This is a genomic window from Streptomyces sp. NBC_00654, assembly GCF_026341775.1.
Taxonomy (GTDB): Bacteria; Actinomycetota; Actinomycetes; order Streptomycetales; family Streptomycetaceae; genus Streptomyces.
The window spans coordinates 2,149,729-2,167,823 of record NZ_JAPEOB010000002.1 but is presented as its reverse complement, the minus strand read 5'-3'; the positions used below and the strand labels follow the sequence as shown (position 1 = coordinate 2,167,823).

15 protein-coding genes are annotated in these 18,095 nt (G+C 72.4%); 3 read left to right on the top strand and 12 right to left on the bottom strand.

The genetic code is table 11. The features are described 5' to 3' along the window. The 3 genes from OHA98_RS29905 to lipB form a co-directional block, all read right to left on the bottom strand. Complete coding sequence (locus OHA98_RS29905; RefSeq protein WP_266930059.1) at positions 1–204, bottom strand: hypothetical protein; 204 nt, start codon at positions 202–204, stop codon at positions 1–3. Positions 205–484: 280 nt separating this feature from the next. After that, on the bottom strand, positions 485–1,462 hold the full coding sequence (gene lipA / locus OHA98_RS29900; RefSeq protein ID WP_266930057.1) for a lipoyl synthase: 978 nt from the start codon (positions 1,460–1,462) through the stop codon (positions 485–487). Positions 1,463–1,585: 123 nt separating this feature from the next. After that, positions 1,586–2,395 (bottom strand): lipoyl(octanoyl) transferase LipB, encoded by an 810-nt coding sequence (gene lipB, locus OHA98_RS29895; RefSeq protein WP_266930055.1) that lies wholly within the window; start codon positions 2,393–2,395, stop codon positions 1,586–1,588. A gap of 268 nt (positions 2,396–2,663) precedes the next feature. Between lipB and OHA98_RS29890 the strand changes: the two genes are divergently transcribed. Further along, the gene (locus OHA98_RS29890; protein WP_266930054.1) at positions 2,664–4,328 is read left to right on the top strand and encodes a regulator; all 1,665 of its coding nucleotides are present in this window, start codon (positions 2,664–2,666) and stop codon (positions 4,326–4,328) included. A 46-nt stretch (positions 4,329–4,374) separates the two neighbouring features. On the opposite strand, the gene OHA98_RS29885 is transcribed toward OHA98_RS29890, so the two are convergent. After that, positions 4,375–5,730 carry an NAD(P)/FAD-dependent oxidoreductase gene (locus tag OHA98_RS29885; protein ID WP_266930053.1) on the bottom strand — a complete coding sequence of 452 codons (1,356 nt, stop codon included), beginning with the start codon at positions 5,728–5,730 and terminating at the stop codon, positions 4,375–4,377. Positions 5,731–5,910: 180 nt separating this feature from the next. Then, positions 5,911–6,810 (bottom strand): TIGR01777 family oxidoreductase, encoded by a 900-nt coding sequence (locus OHA98_RS29880; RefSeq protein WP_266930052.1) that lies wholly within the window; start codon positions 6,808–6,810, stop codon positions 5,911–5,913. Positions 6,811–6,903: 93 nt separating this feature from the next. Here OHA98_RS29880 and OHA98_RS29875 point away from each other — a divergent pair, with 93 nt between their 5' ends. After that, complete coding sequence (locus OHA98_RS29875) at positions 6,904–7,425, top strand: GNAT family N-acetyltransferase (RefSeq protein WP_266930979.1); 522 nt, start codon at positions 6,904–6,906, stop codon at positions 7,423–7,425. A 75-nt stretch (positions 7,426–7,500) separates the two neighbouring features. On the opposite strand, the gene OHA98_RS29870 is transcribed toward OHA98_RS29875, so the two are convergent. Continuing rightward, positions 7,501–8,130 (bottom strand): TetR/AcrR family transcriptional regulator, encoded by a 630-nt coding sequence (locus tag OHA98_RS29870; RefSeq protein WP_266930050.1) that lies wholly within the window; start codon positions 8,128–8,130, stop codon positions 7,501–7,503. A 185-nt stretch (positions 8,131–8,315) separates the two neighbouring features. Here OHA98_RS29870 and OHA98_RS29865 point away from each other — a divergent pair, with 185 nt between their 5' ends. Beyond that, positions 8,316–9,086 carry an SDR family NAD(P)-dependent oxidoreductase gene (locus OHA98_RS29865; RefSeq protein ID WP_266930049.1) on the top strand — a complete coding sequence of 257 codons (771 nt, stop codon included), beginning with the start codon at positions 8,316–8,318 and terminating at the stop codon, positions 9,084–9,086. A 61-nt stretch (positions 9,087–9,147) separates the two neighbouring features. On the opposite strand, the gene OHA98_RS29860 is transcribed toward OHA98_RS29865, so the two are convergent. The 6 genes from OHA98_RS29860 to lpdA form a co-directional block, all read right to left on the bottom strand. After that, on the bottom strand, positions 9,148–9,669 hold the full coding sequence (locus tag OHA98_RS29860; protein ID WP_266930048.1) for a DUF4240 domain-containing protein: 522 nt from the start codon (positions 9,667–9,669) through the stop codon (positions 9,148–9,150). Between the two features lie 62 nt (positions 9,670–9,731). Next, complete coding sequence (locus OHA98_RS29855; protein ID WP_266930046.1) at positions 9,732–10,706, bottom strand: YafY family protein; 975 nt, start codon at positions 10,704–10,706, stop codon at positions 9,732–9,734. A gap of 105 nt (positions 10,707–10,811) precedes the next feature. Next, entirely contained in the window at positions 10,812–13,481 is a 2,670-nt protein-coding gene (aceE, locus tag OHA98_RS29850; protein ID WP_266930045.1) for a pyruvate dehydrogenase (acetyl-transferring), homodimeric type, read from the bottom strand. Positions 13,482–13,740: 259 nt separating this feature from the next. Next, complete coding sequence (locus OHA98_RS29845) at positions 13,741–14,364, bottom strand: GntR family transcriptional regulator (RefSeq protein ID WP_266930044.1); 624 nt, start codon at positions 14,362–14,364, stop codon at positions 13,741–13,743. Between the two features lie 226 nt (positions 14,365–14,590). Continuing rightward, entirely contained in the window at positions 14,591–16,384 is a 1,794-nt protein-coding gene (gene sucB, locus OHA98_RS29840) for a 2-oxoglutarate dehydrogenase, E2 component, dihydrolipoamide succinyltransferase (RefSeq protein ID WP_266930042.1), read from the bottom strand. 61 nt (positions 16,385–16,445) lie between these two features. Further along, complete coding sequence (gene lpdA, locus OHA98_RS29835) at positions 16,446–17,834, bottom strand: dihydrolipoyl dehydrogenase (RefSeq protein WP_266930041.1); 1,389 nt, start codon at positions 17,832–17,834, stop codon at positions 16,446–16,448. Positions 17,835–18,095 lie beyond the last annotated feature (261 nt).

The window sequence follows — 18,095 nt, the reverse complement described above, 5'->3', positions numbered from 1 at the left end:
TTACGTGGCCCGGGAACGGCGGTCGGCCACGGCCTCCAGTACGTGCAGGGCCTCGACGCGGTCCTTGGCCCGGCGGCGGTCCTCCAGGACCGCCGTCCAGGCGTTGCGGCGGGCCGTGCGCTGGCCGCTGCTCAGCAGCAGCGACTCGACGGCACGCAGGGCATGGGTGACGGACGGGATGGTACGGACCGGCGCGGCCTGCATCGTGGTGGTTCCCCTCGGAGCGGATGCGCGGAATGGGGGCGGAGCGGTGTACGGCGAGCGGTGACGGCATCGACAGCGGCTGCGGGAGCCGGTGCCGCGGGTGTACCTAGGGTCACTGCTCGGTGTTACCAGTGCGTGACCGGTCGGTCAAACACCAATGAAACCTTGATTCCGGCGGCGCGCACGTCGAAGCGGCCCATACGCGTCCCCCCACCTGCGGGGGAGCGTACGGGCCGCGCCGAACGGGTCATTACCGACCGGTAGTCACTTGTGCGCAGATTCACACACTGGGGGCGGCGGCCGCGGGGACCGCGGCGGCGCCGCGGGCCTCCATCGCCTGCTGGAAGAGGCGCCCGGCACGGTACGAGGAACGCACCAGCGGCCCCGACATCACACCGGAGTAGCCGATCGCGTCGGCCTCGTCCTTCAGCTCCACGAACTCGTGCGGCTTCACCCAGCGCTCGACCGGGTGGTGCCGCACGGACGGCCGCAGGTACTGCGTGATCGTGATCAGCTCGCAGCCCGCGTCGTACAGGTCCTGGAGCGCCTCGCTGACCTCCTCGCGGGTCTCGCCCATGCCGAGGATCAGGTTGGACTTGGTCACCAGGCCGGCCTCGCGGGCCCGCGTGATGACTTCCAGGGAACGCTCGTAGCGGAAGCCGGGGCGGATCCGCTTGAAGATCCGCGGCACCGTCTCCACGTTGTGCGCGAGCACCTCGGGGCGCGAGGAGAAGACCTCGGCGAGCTGCTCGGGCTCCGCGTTGAAGTCGGGGATCAGCAGTTCGACCTTGGTCGCACCGGCCTCCCGCTCCGCCGTCAGCGCGTGGATCTGGCGCACGGTCTCGGCGTACAGCCAGGCGCCGCCGTCCTCCAGGTCGTCGCGGGCGACGCCGGTGATGGTGGCGTAGTTCAGGTCCATCGTGACGACCGACTCGCCGACACGGCGGGGCTCGTCCAGGTCCAGCGCCTGCGGCTTGCCCGTATCGATCTGGCAGAAGTCACAGCGCCGGGTGCACTGGTCGCCACCGATGAGGAAGGTGGCTTCGCGGTCCTCCCAGCATTCGAAGATGTTGGGACAGCCCGCCTCCTGGCAGACCGTGTGCAGCCCCTCGCTCTTGACGAGCTTCTGCAACTGGTTGTACTCGGGGCCCATCTTCGCCCGGGTCTTGATCCACTCGGGCTTGCGCTCGATGGGGGTCTGGCTGTTCCGGACCTCCAGGCGCAGCATCTTGCGCCCGTCGGGTGCGACAGCGGACACTCCGGCACTCCCCTTTGCTCTCACTGCATTCGATTCTTCGGCGAACACCAGGGTACGCCCGTAGTTCAAACGGTCTTACGCCTGGCCAACCTGTGGCCATCGGGGCCTATTCCCCGAACGGCCCTAAGCGGAAGCCGCGGCCCGCGGGGGCTCGATCACCCTGGGCGCGAGATCCGCGTTCTCCAGGACGTCCCGCAGGTGCTTCTCGGCGACCGGGAGGACGTCCGCGATGGTGATCTCGCGGCCCAGCTCGCTGCTGAGCGAGGTGACCCCGGCGTCCCGGATGCCACAGGGCACGATCCGGTCGAACCAGGTGTTGTCCGGGTTCACATTCAGGGCGAAACCGTGCATGGTCACGCCCTTGGCGACCCGGATCCCGATCGCGGCGAGCTTGCGGTCCTCACGGCGCTGGCCCGCGTTGGACGGGGCGTACTCGGGGCCGTTCAGCCGGGGGTCGAACTCGTCGTCCTGGAGCCTCGGGTCGAAGTCGAGCGAGAGCCCGCCGGACGAGCGGCGCTCCTCGACCGGGTCGCCCAGCACCCAGACACCGCTGCGGCCCTCGACCCGGGAGGTCTCCAGGCCGAACTCGGCCGCCGTACGGATCAGCGCGTCCTCCAGCCGGCGGACATGCGCGACGACGTCGACCGGGCGCGGCAGCTTCTGGATGGGGTAGCCCACGAGCTGCCCCGGGCCGTGCCAGGTGATCTTGCCGCCGCGGTCCACGTCGATGACCGGAGTGCCGTCCAGCGGGCGCTCGCTGTCCGCCGTGCGGCGTCCCGCCGTGTAGACCGGCGGGTGCTCCAGGAGCAGGCAGGTGTCCGGGACGGTGTCCTCGAACCGGGCCGCGTGCACCTCGCGCTGCTTCTGCCAGGCCTCTTGGTACTCGACCGCTTCCTCGCCGAACCCCAGACGGACGAACCGCAGCTCACTCACGGGGATGCCCTTCCTACTCGTGGTGCCGGGAGCCCGGAGGGATGTCCCCGGAGCCACGTCGCCCTGCACTGATCGCGCCCCGGGCCACTGTACGACCGCTCCCGAACGGGTGACCCGGCAGGTCATTCCCGTCAGCACTGCCCGCAATCCTCACACGATCGGATGAAAGTGGAGCAAAGGTGGCTGTGACCGCCCAGGAGGCCGCTAAATTCGCGCCGTTCCATTAGGGCTGCCCGCCCGGCCCCGAAGGCAGGAGACCGTACAGCTGATGTCGGAACGACCCCCGCAGCGCACCCCCAACCGCCGACTCGCCTCACTCATCGCGGAAGCCGGTTTCTCCCATGCCGGCCTGGCCCGCCGGGTCGATCAACTCGGACTCGAACACGGCCTCGATCTGCGGTACGACAAGACCTCGGTGACCCGTTGGCTGCGGGGACAGCAGCCCCGGGGAACCACGCCCGCGCTGATCGCCGAGGTCTTCACCCGGCGACTGGGACGCCGGCTCTCCGCGCAGGACCTGGGCCTCGACGCCTGCGCGCCCGTCTACGCGGGGCTGGAGTTCGCGGCCACCCCGGCCGAGGCGGTCGACATCGTCAGCGGCCTGTGGCGCAAGGACTCCGGCAGCCACGCGGAGCTGCGCAAGATCGCTTTCACCCCGGCCGGACTGGTCGTCCCCAGCCGGGACTGGCTGATCGGACGGGCCGACGAGTGGGCGGGCAACGGCGACACGGCACCCCGGGCCGCGGCGGCGCAGTCCACCGCCCCGCCGGGCGCGCCCCGCAGAACCGCGGGGGCCGGAGGGCTCGGAGGAGCCGGGGCGCCCGGCGCGACAGGGGCGGCCGGACCCGGCGGGGCCCCCGGACCGATGGGCACGGGCGGGCCGGGCTCCGGCCCGCACCGCTCCTCGGCGCTGGGGGGACAGCGAGGCCGCGGGGGCGCCGGTACGACCGGCCCCGGACCCGTGCGCCCACCCGTGCCGCCGGCACCGCCCGTCGTGCCGAGGCAGCGCTCCACCGACCGCGGGCCGGGGCAGCGGGTGGGCAGCGGGGACGTCGCCGCACTCCGCTCGGTCGGTGAGCTCTTCCGCACCCTCGACAACGCCTACGGCGGCGGACACGCCCGGCAGGCCCTGGTGCGGTATCTGGAGCACGAGGCCGAGCCGATGCTCCGGGGGAGCTACGGCGAGGCCACCGGGAGGCGGCTGTTCTCGGCGGCCGCGGACCTGACCCGGCTGGCGGGCTGGACCTCGTACGACATCGCCGCGCACGGTCTGGCCCAGCGCTACTTCGTCCAGGCCCTGCGGCTCGCCCAGGCCGCCGGAGACCGGGGCTACGGCGCCTACGTCCTGATCACCATGAGCCGTCAGGCGGTCTACCTCGGCCACGGCAGGGAGGGAGTCCAGCTGGCGCGCGTCGCCCAGCAGGGCATCGGCTCCGCCGCGCCCCCCGTCGCCCAGGCGCTGCTGCACTCGGTGGAGGCGCGCGGGCACGGGGTGCTCGGTGAGGCACGGGCGTGCGTCGCCTCGCTGGCCCGCGCGGAGCGCGCCCTGGAGTCCGCGCGCCCCGGCGACGAGATGCCGCACTGGGCCCGGTACTTCGACGAGGCCCAGCTGGCGGACGAGTTCGGCCACTGCCACCGGGACCTCCAGCAGTACCGGGCCGCCGCGCAGCACGCGGAGCGCTCGCTCCAGCTGCGCGCCCCGGCCTACGCCCGCAGCAGACTGTTCTGCCGGGTGGTGCTCGCCACCGCGCGGCTCGGCCTCGGCGAACTGGACCAGGCCTGCCTGCTGGCCGCCGAGGCGGCGCAGCAGGCGTCCGAGATGCGCTCGGCCCGCGCCACGGAGTATGTGCGGGAGTTCGAGCGCCGGCTGGAGCCGTACCGGGACGCGGCCGCCGTACGCGGATACCGCGACCGGGTCGCCGCCCTCGGCTGACCGGGGCCGGCGCGGCGCCCCGGCCCTGTGGCGTGGCGCCCCGCGCCTACGCCGCTTCGGTGAGCGTGGAGCCGTCCCCGTACTCCTTCCGTACGCCCAGGTCGGCCAGGATCGCCGCGGCCGCGCGGCGCCCCGAGTACAGCGCGCCCTGGACCGTGCTCGTGTCGCGGTGGTCACCGCACACGTACAGCCCGGCGAGCAGCCGGACCGGGCGGCGCGGATCGTGCGGCGGCTCCATCGCCGGGACCGCCTCCGGGTCGTGATGGGCCGCCAGCAGCTCCCAGTCGTCCGTCGGGGTGCCGTACAGCGCCGCGAGATGTCCGCGGACCGAGCGGTCGAGGTCCGGCGGCGGGGTGCCGAGCACCGTCGAGGTGATGAGCGTGCGGCCCCGGGGCGCGCGCGAGGGGTCGACCTCGCTCATCACGGCGCTGTACGCGACCGGGCCCGAGCGGTCGGCGTCCAGCAGCAGCGAACTGCCCGTCGGCGGCGGGGCGGGCGCCGTGTGGTGAAGGACCGTCACCGGATGGAAGGCCGGAATCCGCAGCCCCGGCAGCAGCTCGGCGGCCGCTCCCGCCCCGGTGGCCAGCAGCAGGGAGCGGCAGTTCAGTTCACCGTGCTCCTTGGTGCGCACCGAGGTGATGTCGGCGGCCGTGACATGGACTCCCGTCCGTACGGTGCCCGGCGGCAGCGTGGCCGCCAGCAGTGCGGGCAGGGCGGCCGAGCCGCCCTCCGGCACACAGAGCCCGCCGCGCGCGTAGCCGCGCAGGGCGAGATCGGCGCGCCGGCTCGATGTGGTGAGCTCCGGGTCGCTGAGCAGCGCGGAGAGCAGCGGGCGCAGAAAGCCGTTGACCGTCCGGGCGGGGAGGCCGTGGGTCGGCAGGGCGGCCAGCGCCGTCCGTTCCGGGCGGTTCAGGATCCGGTCGGCCGGAACGGCGGCCAGCCGGGACAGGGCGGCCCCGAGCCGGGCCCGGTCGATGGCCTCCGCCATGGCGCCGCTCCGGGGGATGCCCCGGCCATCGCCCCGGCCCGTGCCCTGCCGGGTGCGGGGGGCGCTCGACCGGGTGCGCACCGCTTTCAGTGCGCCCCTCGCGCTTCGTATGTCGCCGGTCCGGTGGCGGCGGCCCTCGCTGTGGACGAGGACCCCGGGGGCGAACTCCCGCAGGACCAGACCGTCGAGCCCGGGGGTGAGGCGCAGTTCGGGGTGCGAGGTGCTGAGCAGGGGGCCCAGGCGATCGAGCAGGAAGCCGTCCACTTCGTGGGTGACCAGGCGGCCGCCGACATGGGGGGCGGCCTCCAGAACTGTGACGCTGACCCCCGCGCTGGTCAGCTGATGGGCCGCTGACAGACCGGCTGTTCCGGCCCCGATGATGACCACGTCCGCGTGGTGTGCCGTGCTGAGCACATGCCCCTCCCGAGTCGGCGCGACTGGTGGGGGGCTCTTGCCCCCAACAGGCCCCCGGAATGCCGGAGTTCGGGTCGAGGCTAGGAGGATGGCCGATACAGATACAGTCGCGCGCACCTGGGGGCCGGTGCATGGGGTCGCACACGGTGCGGGGCGGCGGCCCCGCCACCGGGTGCCGGATCAGCGCAGGGCCGCGCGGACGGCCGCGTCGATTCCCGGGAAGGCGAAGGTGAATCCGGAGTCGAGGAGCCGCGCCGGCAGTACCCGCTGGCTGCCCAGGACGTCCCCGGCGAAGTCCCCGAGGGCGACGCGCAGCGCGGGCGCGGGGGCGGTGAAGAGCGTCGGGCGGTGCAGCACGCGGCCCATCGCGGCGGTCACCTCGGCGTTGGTGACGGGATCGGGTCCGGTCAGGTTCACCGGTCCGGACAGCGTCTCCGTTTCGAGGACGTGGCGCAGGGCCGCGATGTGGTCGTGCAGCGCGATGAAGCTCCAGTACTGGCGGCCGTTGCCCATCCGTCCGCCGAGTCCGGCCTTGAAGAGCGGGAAGAGCCGGCCCCAGGCCCCGCCCCGGCGGGCGACCACCAGTCCGGTGCGCGCGTGCACCGTCCGTACACCGGCCTCCTCCGCGGCGGCGGTGGCCGCTTCCCACTCCTCGCACACGGAGGGCAGGAAGCCCTCGCCGGGCGGAGCGCTCTCGTCCACCGCGCGGTCCCCGGTGTCGCCGTAGAAGCCGATCGCGGACCCGGACAGCAGGATCCTCGGGGGAGTGTCGAGCGAGGCGACGGCCTCGGCGATCGCGGCGGTGCCCAGCACCCTGCTGTCGCGGATCTCCCGCTTGTACGCCTCGGTCCAGCGGCGGTCGCCGACCCCGGCCCCGGCGAGATGGACGACGGCGTCGCAGCCGACCAGGCCGGCCACGTCCACATAACCCCGTCCGGGATCCCACTCCACCTCGTCGCCCGCCCGCGCCGGACGCCGGACCAGGCGGGTGACCTCGTGTCCGTCGGCCCGCAGCGAGCGCACCAGCGCCGCTCCGATGAGTCCGGACGATCCGCTCACGGCGATACGGGTGCGCAGCATGGGCCCATCCTGCCCCATGGATCACACGGAACCCCGGTGGATCACGCGGAAACTCCGTGGATCGCCCGGATCGCGGCGTGGCACAGTGAGGCCATGGACTCGCTCCCGCTCCGCCCCGTCCGTCACGCGGTGCTCGCCGACGGCGACGCGCTGGGTGAGCTCGACCGGGCCACCTGGTCGACGCTGCACGCCGTGCAGCCGAAGCCGCAGCCGCCGTACGAGCCCTTCTACGACGAGCGGCACCGGCCCGGGGACTTCCTCGTGGCGGAGGCGCACAGCGCTTCCGAAGGGCTCCGCATCGCCGGGTACATCCGGCTCGTGCCGCCCACCCCGCTGGCCTGCAACGCGCATGTGCGGCAGATACAGGGCCTGGCCGTCGCCGGCTGGGCGCGCGGTAACGGCGTCGCGCGGGCCCTGCTGCGGGCCGCCTGCGCCGAGGCGCGGCGCCAGGGCGCGAACCGCGTCACCCTGCGGGTGCTCGGCCACAACGCCCCGGCCCGTGCCCTGTACGCGTCGGAGGGCTTCGCCGTGGAGGGCGTGCTGAGGGGGGAGTTCTTCCTGCACGGACGCTATGTCGACGACGTTCTGATGGGGCGTTCGCTGACGACCGCCTGACGGCTTCCTGACGGGCCTTCCGGCGGGCCCGGCCGGACGTGGCGTTCCGGTCGCGGCGGTCGGCGGGGAGTCGGATCACCCCTTGAACAGCCGGGTTCCGCCCATGAGTTCATGCAGGCAGCGCACCGCGAGCGCGGCCGGTGAACCGTCGCCGGTCGCCGGTGCGTCCGTCCGGGCCCAGGCCTCCAGTGCCACCCGTACCGCGGCGGTGGCGGCCGCCGCCGCGAGCCGTACCTCCAGCGGGTCCGCGCCCTCGCCCACCAGCCGGGTCAGCACCGGGAGCAGCCGCTCCTCGGAGTCCTGGTTGACCCGGTACCAGACCGCGCGCAGCGCCGGATCTCCGTCGGCGGCCCGGAGCAGACCGCGCGTCCAGGTGAGCTGCTCGACCGCCGAGGCGTCCGGCGCGGCCAGCGAGTCGTTGACGGCGCGCTCCAGGGCCTCGGCGAACGGGGATCCGGGCTCGGCCGCTTCGAGCAGGCCCCGCCAGCGCTCGGCGCCGCCGGACAGCAGAGGGCCCACCGCGTCCTGTTTGGACCGGAAGTACCGGTAGAAGGTGCGCAGCGCCACGCCCGCCCGGTGGGCGATGTCCTCGGCCGTGGTGCCGTCCGGTCCGCGCTCCGCGAAGAGCGCGGCGGCCGCCCGCGCGATGTCCAGCTGGGTGGCGGCCTTGCGGCGCTCGGTGAGGGACGGCTGCTGAGGGCTCATTCCCAGCAGATTACCCCGGTGGGCGGGGCGCGGACGGAATGCGGATGCACGTAATGCTGTTATGGCAAAACGTGACACCTAGACGTACGGTGGACATGAATCGGGACGTCCAGCCGGATATCCCTCGGGATCGTCATCGGACATCCGGCGCACACGCCGGCGGATCCGGGATCGGGAGACATCACATGAACCGCTACGAAGGCCGCCGCGTCCTCATCACCGGCGGCGGCTCCGGCATCGGCCGGGCCACCGTCCACCGCGTCCTGGCCGAGGGCGGCCGTGTCGTCGCCGCCGACGTCAACGCGGCCGGGCTGGCGGAGACCTACGGGACCGCCGTGGCCGACGGCACCGCCGAGCGCCTCACCACCCTGGCCCTGGACATCTCCGACGAGGCGTCGGTACGCGCCGGTGTCGCCTCCGCGCTCGACACCCTCGGCGGCCTGGACGTGCTGGTGAACGCGGCCGGGATCCTGCGTTCCGAGCACACGCACAAGACCACGCTGGAGCTCTTCAACAAGATCATCGCGGTCAACCTCACCGGCACGTTCCTGATGGTCCGTGAGGCGATCCCGGCCCTGCTGGAGGGCGACGCGCCGGCCGTCGTGAACTTCTCCTCCACCTCGGCCGCCTTCGCGCACCCATACATGGCGGCCTACGCGGCGAGCAAGGGCGGCATCCAGTCGATGACCCACGCCCTGGCGAGCGAGTACAGCAAGCAGGGGGTGCGGTTCGTCGCCGTCGCGCCCGGCTCGATCTCGTCCGACATGACGAGCGGCAACGGCCCGGGGCTGCCCGCCGACGCCGACATGTCGCTCTTCGCGAAGCTCTCCCCGGCCCTCGGCGCGGGCTTCGCCAGCCCGGACACCGTGGCGGGTGTCGTCGCGATGCTCGGCTCCGAGGACGGCGCGTTCATCACCGGTACGGAGATCCGGATCGACGGCGGAACCCACTTCTGATCCAGGCAGGCCCCGGCCCGGGGTGCCCGCCCCCGGGTCAGCCCGCGGGCCCGCCCCCGGGTCAGCCCGCGCCGAAGCGGTCCCACAGCAGGGGGAAACGTGCCGCCAGGGCCGCGTCGTCCTCGAAGCTCACCGGAGTGCCCCCGGGATCCGTGGCCTGCGGCGGAAGCCCCAGGTCCGGCGCGACCACGCCGGTGAGCTGTTCGTACGCCTCGTCGGCGGCGTAGCCCAGGTCCTCGGCATCCCCGTCGAGCTCCTCGTCGAAGTCGTCGAGAAGCCCGGCGAGGCTGTCCGGATCGTGCAGCGCGCCCTCGAAGACCTCCCGGCCCTGGCCGATCAGCCAGCACCGGAAGAAGTCGAACGCGTCGTCGCTCGCCCCGCCGAGCAGCACGGCGGCGGCGCCCCACAGGTCCCAGCGGTACGCGCGGTTGTAGCGGGCCTCGAAGTGCCGGGCGAAGTCCAGCACGGAATCGGGATCGAGCTGCACCAGCCGTTCCACCAGCAGGTCGGCATGGTCCTCGGGGTCGCCCTCGGCGGCCTCGCGGGTGCTGTCGATGAGCTCCCAGAATTCCGTCTCGTCCATCACGGGTCCAGCATCGTGCTTGGCGGCGGGCGACGCACGCGGAGACACCGAAATGAAGCCTTTCAGCGATAGAGCTCGCGCAGCCGTTCGGCGGCCTCGGCGAAGCGGGCGCGGAACGCGGGCGGATCCAGGACCTCCAACTCGGGCCCCAGCGTCAGCAGCTGGCCGTACGCCACGTCCAGCGACTCGACCGGCAGGGTGACCGTGCGCCACCCGTCCGCGTCCGGGGGCCCGGCCGCGTCCAGCGCCTCCTGGACGGCGGCCCGGTCGCCCGTGTGCGCCAGGCGCCCGGCGCCCGCGCCGGACACCCGTACCGTCACCTCCGTACGCAGCAGCGAGCGGGCGAACTGCGCCGCCCGCTCGTCCCAGAAGCGGGGCAGGTCGAAGCCCTCGTCGCGTGCGAAGTGCTCCTCCGCCGGTGTCACGGAGGTGAAGCGGTCGATCCGGTACACCCGGAAGTCCTCCGCCACCCGGGCGCAGAGGTACCAGACCCCGGCCTTGAGGACGAGACCGTACGGGGCCATGTCCCGCTCCACCTCCGCGCCGCCCTCGCCCCCCTTGCGGTAGCGGGCCCGGACGAGGCGGTCGTCCCAGACGGCCTCGGCCACGGCGGGCAGCAGTTCGGGGGTGGCCGGTTCGTGGTACCAGCGCGGGGCGTCCAGATGGAAGCGCTGGGCGGCGGAGTCGGAGGCGTCCCGCAGCGAGGGCAGCAGGGCCGCCGACACCTTCAGCCGGGCGGCGGACGCGGCGTCCGCCAGGCCCATCTCGCGCAGCGCGGAGGGGAGCCCGGAGAGGAAGAGGGCCTCGGCCTCGTCACGGGCGAGCCCGGTGAGGCGCGTGCGGTAGCCGCCGATGAGCCGGTAGCCGCCGGCCCGGCCCCGGTCCGCGTACACCGGGACACCCGCCTCGGAGAGCGCCTGCGCGTCCCGGGTGACCGTCCGCTCCGACACCTCCAGCTCCCTGGCCAGTTCGGCGGCGGTCATGGTGGGACGGGACTGGAGGAGCAGCACCATCTTGATCAGCCGGGCAGCGCGCATGGGCCCATTGTCGCCGCACGGCGAAGCCCCCGGCCGTCGGGTGTGCGCGACCGGCGCGCACACCCGGTGACCGGGGACTGTCGAGGCTCCGGGGGCCGTGGGGGCTCAGAGCCCGTAGCGCTCCCGGGCCTCCTTGACCGCGGACGCGGTGACCTCGCCGCGGCGGGCCAGCTGGGCCAGGGCCGCGACCGTGATCGACTCGGCGTCGACACCGAAGTGGCGGCGGGCCGCGTCACGGGTGTCGGAGAGGCCGAAGCCGTCCGTGCCGAGCGAGGACCAGTCCTGCTCCACCCACTGGCTGATCTGGTCCGGGACCTGACGCATCCAGTCGCTGACCGCGAGCACCGGGCCCGGCGCACCGGAGAGCGCCTGGGTCACGTACGGCACCTGCTGCTCGCCGCGGAGCAGCGCCTCGTCGGACGCCAGCGCGTCGCGGCGCAGCTCGCCCCACGAGGTGGCGGACCAGACGTCGGCCGTGACACCCCAGTCGGCGGCCAGCAGCTCCTGGGCCCTCAGGGCCCAGTGGATGGCCGTACCGGAGGCGAGCAGCTGGAGGCGCGGCGCGTCCGCCGTGACGGGCGTGCCCTCCTTGAAGCGGTACAGGCCCTTGAGGATGCCCTCCTCGACACCTTCGGGCATCGCGGGCTGGGCCTTCGGCTCGTTGTAGACCGTCAGGTAGTAGAAGACGTCCTCCGGCGCGGGGCCGAACATCCGGCGCAGACCGTCCTTGACGATCACCGCGATCTCGTACGCGAACGCCGGGTCGTAGTTGAGCGACGCCGGGTTCGTGGACGCGATCAGGTGCGAGTGGCCGTCCGCGTGCTGGAGACCCTCGCCCGTGAGCGTCGTGCGGCCCGCGGTGGCACCGACGATGAAGCCCTTGCCGAGCTGGTCGGCGAGCTGCCACATCTGGTCGCCGGTCCGCTGCCAGCCGAACATCGAGTAGAAGATGTAGAAGGGGATCATCGTCTCGCCGTGCGTCGCGTACGACGTGGAGGCGGCGATGAAGTCGGCCATGGCCCCGGCCTCGGTGATCCCCTCGTTGAGGATCTGGCCGTCCTTGGCTTCCTTGTAGTACATCAGCTGGTCGCGGTCGACCGGGTCGTACGTCTGGCCCAGCGGGGAGTAGATGCCGGCCGACGGGAACAGCGACTCCATACCGAAGGTACGGGCCTCGTCCGGGACGATCGGCACCCAGCGCCTGCCGGTCTCCTTGTCCCGCATCAGGTCCTTCACCAGGCGTACGAACGCCATGGTGGTGGCCATCTCCTGCTTGCCGGAGCCCTTGTACAGCGCCTTGAACGCGCGCTCCTCCGGCTGCGGCAGGGACACCAGGTGCGTCCGGCGGGCCGGGGCGGGGCCGCCGAGCTCGGCACGCCGCTCCTGGAGGTAACGGACCTCGGGGGAGTCGGCGCCGGGGTGGCCGTAGGGCACCAGGCCGTCCGCGAAGGCGCTGTCCGGGATCGGGAGTCCGAGCAGCTCGCGCATGTCCTTGAACTCGTCGACGGACAGCTTCTTCATCTGGTGGTTGGCGTTCTTGGACTCGAAGCCCTTGCCGAGCGTGTAGCCCTTCACCGTCTGCGCGAGGACCACGGTCGGCGCGCCCTTGTGCGCGAGAGCCGCGCGGTAGGCCGCGTACACCTTGCGGGCCTCGTGGCCGCCGCGGGAGGTGTAGAAGCACTCGGCGATCTTCGCGTCGGTCAGCAGCTTCGCCAGCGCGGCGAGCGCGGGCTCGGTGCCGAAGAAGTGCTCACGGATGTACGCGACGTCGCGGGTGGCGTACGTCTGGAACTGCGCGTCCGGGACCTCGCGGAGCCGTCGGACCAGCGCACCCGTGGTGTCCAGCTGGAACAGCTCGTCCCACGCGTTGCCCCAGAGCGTCTTGACGACGTTCCAGCCGGCACCGCGGAACGCGCCCTCCAGCTCCTGGACCACGCGGAAGTTGGCGCGGACCGGGCCGTCGAGGCGCTGGAGGTTGCAGTTGATGACGAAGGTCAGGTTGTCCAGCTGCTCCCGCGCCGCGAGGGCGAGGGCCGCGGTCGCCTCGGGCTCGTCCATCTCGCCGTCGCCCAGGAAGGCCCAGACGTGCGATTCCGACGTGTCCTTGATGCCGCGGTTGGTCAGATAGCGGTTGAAGCGCGCCTGGTAGATGGCGGAGAGCGGGCCGAGACCCATCGACACGGTGGGGAACTCCCACAGCCAGGGCAGCCGCCGCGGGTGCGGGTAGGACGGCAGACCGTCGCCGCCCGTCTCCTGGCGGAAGTTGTCCAGCTGCCGCTCGCTGAGCCGGCCGTCGAGGAAGGCGCGGGCGTAGATGCCGGGGGAGGCGTGGCCCTGGATGTAGAGCTGGTCGCCGGAGCCGTCCCCCTCCTTGCCGCGGAAGAAGTGGTTGAAGCCGGTCTCGTACAGCCAGGCGGCCGAGGCGAAGGTGGCGATGTGGCCGCCGACGCCGGCGCGGGCGCCGCGGGTGACCATCGCGGCCGCGTTCCAGCGGTTCCAGGCGGTGATCCGGGATTCCATCTCCAGGTCGCCGTCGAACGCGGGCTCGGCGGCGGTGGGGATGGAGTTGACGTAATCGGTCTCCAGCAGCTTGGGCAGCGCGAGACCGGCGCCCTCGGCGTGCTGGAGCGAACGGCGCATCAGGTATGCGGCGCGGTGCGGGCCCGCGGCCTTGGTGACGGCGTCCAGGGAGGCCGCCCATTCGGCGGTCTCCTCGGGGTCACGGTCCGGGAGCTGGTCGAGCTCGCTCGGAAGCTTTCCTACGGGGTCGGTCATGATCGCCGCCTTCCGGAGAGGAGGGGGGTGGAGAAAGGCCCTGGCTGGCAGGACAGGGCGAATGGGGCCGGTGGGCCCGCGGAGTGAACTCTAAGTCGCTGATCGATGATCGATCAAAGGATTGAAGGCAAAACTTCTCGATCTGAAGAAAAGTGGCATGGGGTGCCGCGAAACAGGGCACGGAGTGACGGGGCAAACCGCACATAAGGGGTGGCCGGCCGCACGGTCGAGCGCCCCTCGGCGCAGATGATCGGGGGGCTCAGGCGCGCGGCGCGCAGCCCAGGACGTGCGCCTTCGCCAGCAGCCCGATCTGTGGGTCCTGCCGCAGGAACGCCTCGACGAGCGCCTCGTGCTCCTCCGCGTACGACTTCTGCACCGTGCCCAGCCAGCGGATGGACAGGGCCGTGAACACCTCGATGCCCAGCCCCTCCCAGGTGTGCAGCAGTACGGCGTTCCCGGCGGCCCGCACCATCTCCCGGTGGAACGCCACCGTGTGCCGCACCTGGGCCTCCCCGTCGGCCAGCCGGTCCGCCTCGTACAGGGCCGCCACATGGGGCGTCAGCGCCGAGCAGTCCTCGCCCAGCACCCCGGCCGCCAGCTCCGCCGCGATCTGCTCCAGCCCGGCCCGTACGGGGTAGCTCTCCTCCAGATCGGCGGCGGTGAGATTGCGGACGCGGACGCCCTTGTTGGGCGCCGACTCGATCAGCCGCAGCGTCTCCAGTTCCCGCAGCGCCTCGCGCACGGGCGTCTGGCTGACCTCCAGCTCGGTGGCGATGCGCCGCTCCACGATCCGCTCGCCCGGCTTCCAGCGCCCGCTGACGATCCCGTCCACGATGTGCTCGCGGATCTGTTCGCGCAGCGAGTGGACGACTGGCGGGGTCATGGGGTGCTCCTTCTGGGCAAACCGGTGCTGCCTACACCAGCACGGCGGCAGGGGTGAGCGGCGGTGTGGAGACCGGCCGGCCGGTGGGCGCCGTTCGCGGCGGGTCCTGGCCGGTGCCGGTCGGTCCCGGACAGTGCCGGTCGGTCTTAGACAATACGGCGGCGCCCCCGCCCGGAGGAGTTCCGGACGGGGGCGCCGCTGGTGAGGCTGGTTACAGACGGGTCGTTCAGAGGCCGAGCTCGACCTCGAACTCACCGGCCTCCAGGATCGCCTTGACCGTGGTCAGGTAGCGGGCGGCGTCCGCGCCGTCCACCAGACGGTGGTCGTAGGAGAGCGCGAGGTACGTCATGTCGCGCACCGCGATCGTCTCGCCGAGGTCCGGGTGGTCGATGACCACCGGACGGCGGACCGTGGCACCGATGCCCAGGATGGCTGCCTGGTTCGGGGGCACGATGACGGTGTCGAACAGCGCACCGCGCGAACCGGTGTTGCTGATCGTGAAGCTGGCACCCGACATGTCGTCCGGGGTCAGGCCGCCACCGCGGGCCTTGCCGGCCAGCTCGGCGGTCTTCTTCGAGATACCGGCGATGTTCAGGTCGCCCGCACCCTTGATGACCGGGGTCATCAGACCCTTCTCGGCGTCCACGGCGATGCCGATGTTCTCCGAGTCGAAGTACGTGATGGTGCCCTCGTCCTCGTTGATCCGGGCGTTGACGACCGGGTGGGCCTTCAGCGCCTGGGCCGCCGCCTTCACGAAGAACGGCATCGGGGACAGCTTGACGCCCTCACGGGCGGCGAAGGCGGCCTTCGCCTGGTTGCGCAGCTTCATCAGCTTCGTGATGTCGACCTCGACAACCGTGGTCAGCTGGGCCTGCGAGTGCAGCGCCTTCATCATGTTGTCGCCGATGACCTTGCGCATACGGGTCATCTTGACCGTCTGACCGCGCAGCGGGGAGGCCTCCAGCTTCGGAGCCCTGGCGGCGGCGGGAGCCGCGGGCGCCGGAGCGGCAGCGGCGGCCCTGGCGGCCTCCGCGGCGGCGACGACGTCCTGCTTGCGGATACGGCCACCGACGCCGGTGCCCTTGACCGCGCCCAGGTCGACACCGTTCTCGGAGGCGAGCTTGCGGACCAGCGGCGTGACGTACGCGCCGTCGTCACCCGACGGTGCGGCCGGAGCCACCGGAGCCACCGGAGCCACCGGAGCCGGGGCGACGGGGGCGGGCGCCGGAGCGGCGACCGGGGCCGGAGCGGCGGGAGCCACCGGGGCCGGGGCCGGAGCGGCCACGGGAGCCGGAGCCGGTGCCGGAGCGGCCACCGGAGCCGGGGCGGCAGCGGGAGCCGGGGCGGCAGCGGGCGCCGGAGCGGCCGGGGCCGGGGCGGCGGCCGGAGCCGTACCCGCGGCACCGATGACGGCGAGCTTGGCGCCGACCTCGGCGGTCTCGTCCTCGGCGACCACGATCTCCAGCAGCACACCCGCGACGGGGGCCGGGATCTCGGTGTCGACCTTGTCCGTGGAGACCTCCAGGAGGGGCTCGTCCTCCGCGACCTCCTCGCCGACCTCCTTCAGCCAGCGGGTGACGGTGCCCTCGGTGACGCTCTCGCCGAGCGCGGGGAGGGTGACGTCGGTACCGGCGGCGCCACCGGCCGGGGCGGCGGCGGGTGCCTCGGCCACGGGGGCCGGAGCGGCGGGTGCCTCGGCCACCGGGGCCGGAGCCTCGGCGGCGGGGGCCGGAGCGGCGGGTGCCTCGGCTGCCGGAGCGGCGGCCGGGGCCGGGGCTCCGGTGCCGTCGTCGATGATGGCCAGCTCGGCGCCGACCTCGACGGTCTCGTCCTCGGCGACCTTGATGGCGGCGAGGATGCCGGACGCGGGCGCCGGGATCTCGGTGTCGACCTTGTCGGTCGAGACCTCGAGCAACGGCTCGTCGGCCTCGACGCGCTCGCCCTCGGCCTTCAGCCAGCGGGTGACAGTGCCCTCGGTGACGCTCTCGCCGAGCGCCGGAAGGGTTACGGAAACCGACATGGTTTCAGTTGCTCCTTACGAAAATGCGGAAGTGGTCGGTCGTCGCGCCCGGGACTGAGGATCAGTCGTGGGAGTGGAGAGGCTTGCCGGCCAGAGCCAGGTGGGCCTCGCCCATGGCCTCGTTCTGCGTCGGGTGGGCGTGGATGAGCTGCGCGACCTCGGCGGGCAGCGCCTCCCAGTTGTAGATCAGCTGCGCTTCGCCGACCTGCTCGCCCATGCGGTCACCGACCATGTGGACGCCGACCACGGCACCGTCCTTGACCTGGACGAGCTTGATCTCGCCCGCGGTCTTCAGGATCCTGCTCTTGCCGTTGCCCGCGAGGTTGTACTTGAGGGCGACGACCTTGTCCGCACCGTAGATCTCCTTGGCCTTGGCCTCGGTGATACCGACGGAGGCGACCTCGGGGTGGCAGTACGTCACCTTCGGCACGCCGTCGTAGTCGATCGGGACGGTCTTGAGACCGGCCAGCCGCTCCGCCACCAGGATGCCCTCGGCGAAGCCGACGTGCGCGAGCTGGAGGGTCGGGGCCAGGTCGCCCACGGCCGAGACGGTCGGGACGTTGGTCTGCATGTACTCGTCGACTAGGACATAGCCGCGGTCCATCGCGACGCCGGCCTCCTCGTAGCCCAGGCCCTGCGAGACCGGGCCGCGGCCGATGGCGACCAGAAGCAGCTCGGCCTCGAAGGTCTTGCCGTCGGCCAGGGTCACGCGGACGCCGTCCTGCGTGTACTCGGCCTTCTCGAAGAACGTACCGAGGTTGAACTTGATGCCGCGCTTGCGGAACGCGCGCTCAAGAAGCTTCGAGCTGTTCTCGTCCTCGACCGGGACGAGGTGCTTCAGGCCCTCGACGATGGTGATCTCGGTGCCGAAGGACTTCCACGCGGAGGCGAACTCGACGCCGATGACGCCGCCGCCCAGCACGATGGCGGACTTCGGGACCCGGTCCAGCTTCAGCGCGTGGTCCGAGGAGATGATCCGGTTGCCGTCGATCTCCAGGCCCGGCAGCGACTTCGGCACGGAGCCGGTCGCCAGTAGCACGTGGCGGCCCTGGATGCGCTGGCCGTTCACATCCACCGAGGTGGGCGACGAGAGCCGGCCCTCACCCTCGATGTAGTGGACCTTGCGCGAGGCGATGAGACCCTGCAGGCCCTTGTACAGGCCGGCGATCACCTCGTCCTTGTACGCGTGGACGGCCTCGATGTCGATGCCCTCGAAGGTCGTCTTGACGCCGAACTGGCCGGCCTCGCGTGCCTGGTCGGCGATCTCGCCGGCGTGCAGCAGCGCCTTCGTGGGAATGCAGCCGTTGTGCAGGCAGGTGCCGCCGACCTTGCCCTTCTCGATCAGGGCGACGTCCAGGCCCAGCTGCGCTCCGCGCAGGGCCGCGGCGTACCCGCCGCTGCCACCGCCGAGGATCACTAGGTCGAAAACGGTGCTGGCGTCGTTCGCCACGTCACGTCCTCCATGCATGTGCGCCGTACGCCGGGCCCCGTCGCTGGGGTGTGACCGGCCGGTCGGCTGGTGTTCGGCCGCTTTGTTGTTCGGCCCTGTGGTGGGGGCCCTGTCCTGCCGAGAACCCATCTTCGCACTTGTTGACGGTGGGCGGGACGCGGGGCCCGGGTCTGGGACGGATGATCGTCCGTCCCGGACGGTTACCGCTGCGTGGAGACGTACGGATTTCGTCGAGAGCGAAACCCGCCCGGACCGTGCGGC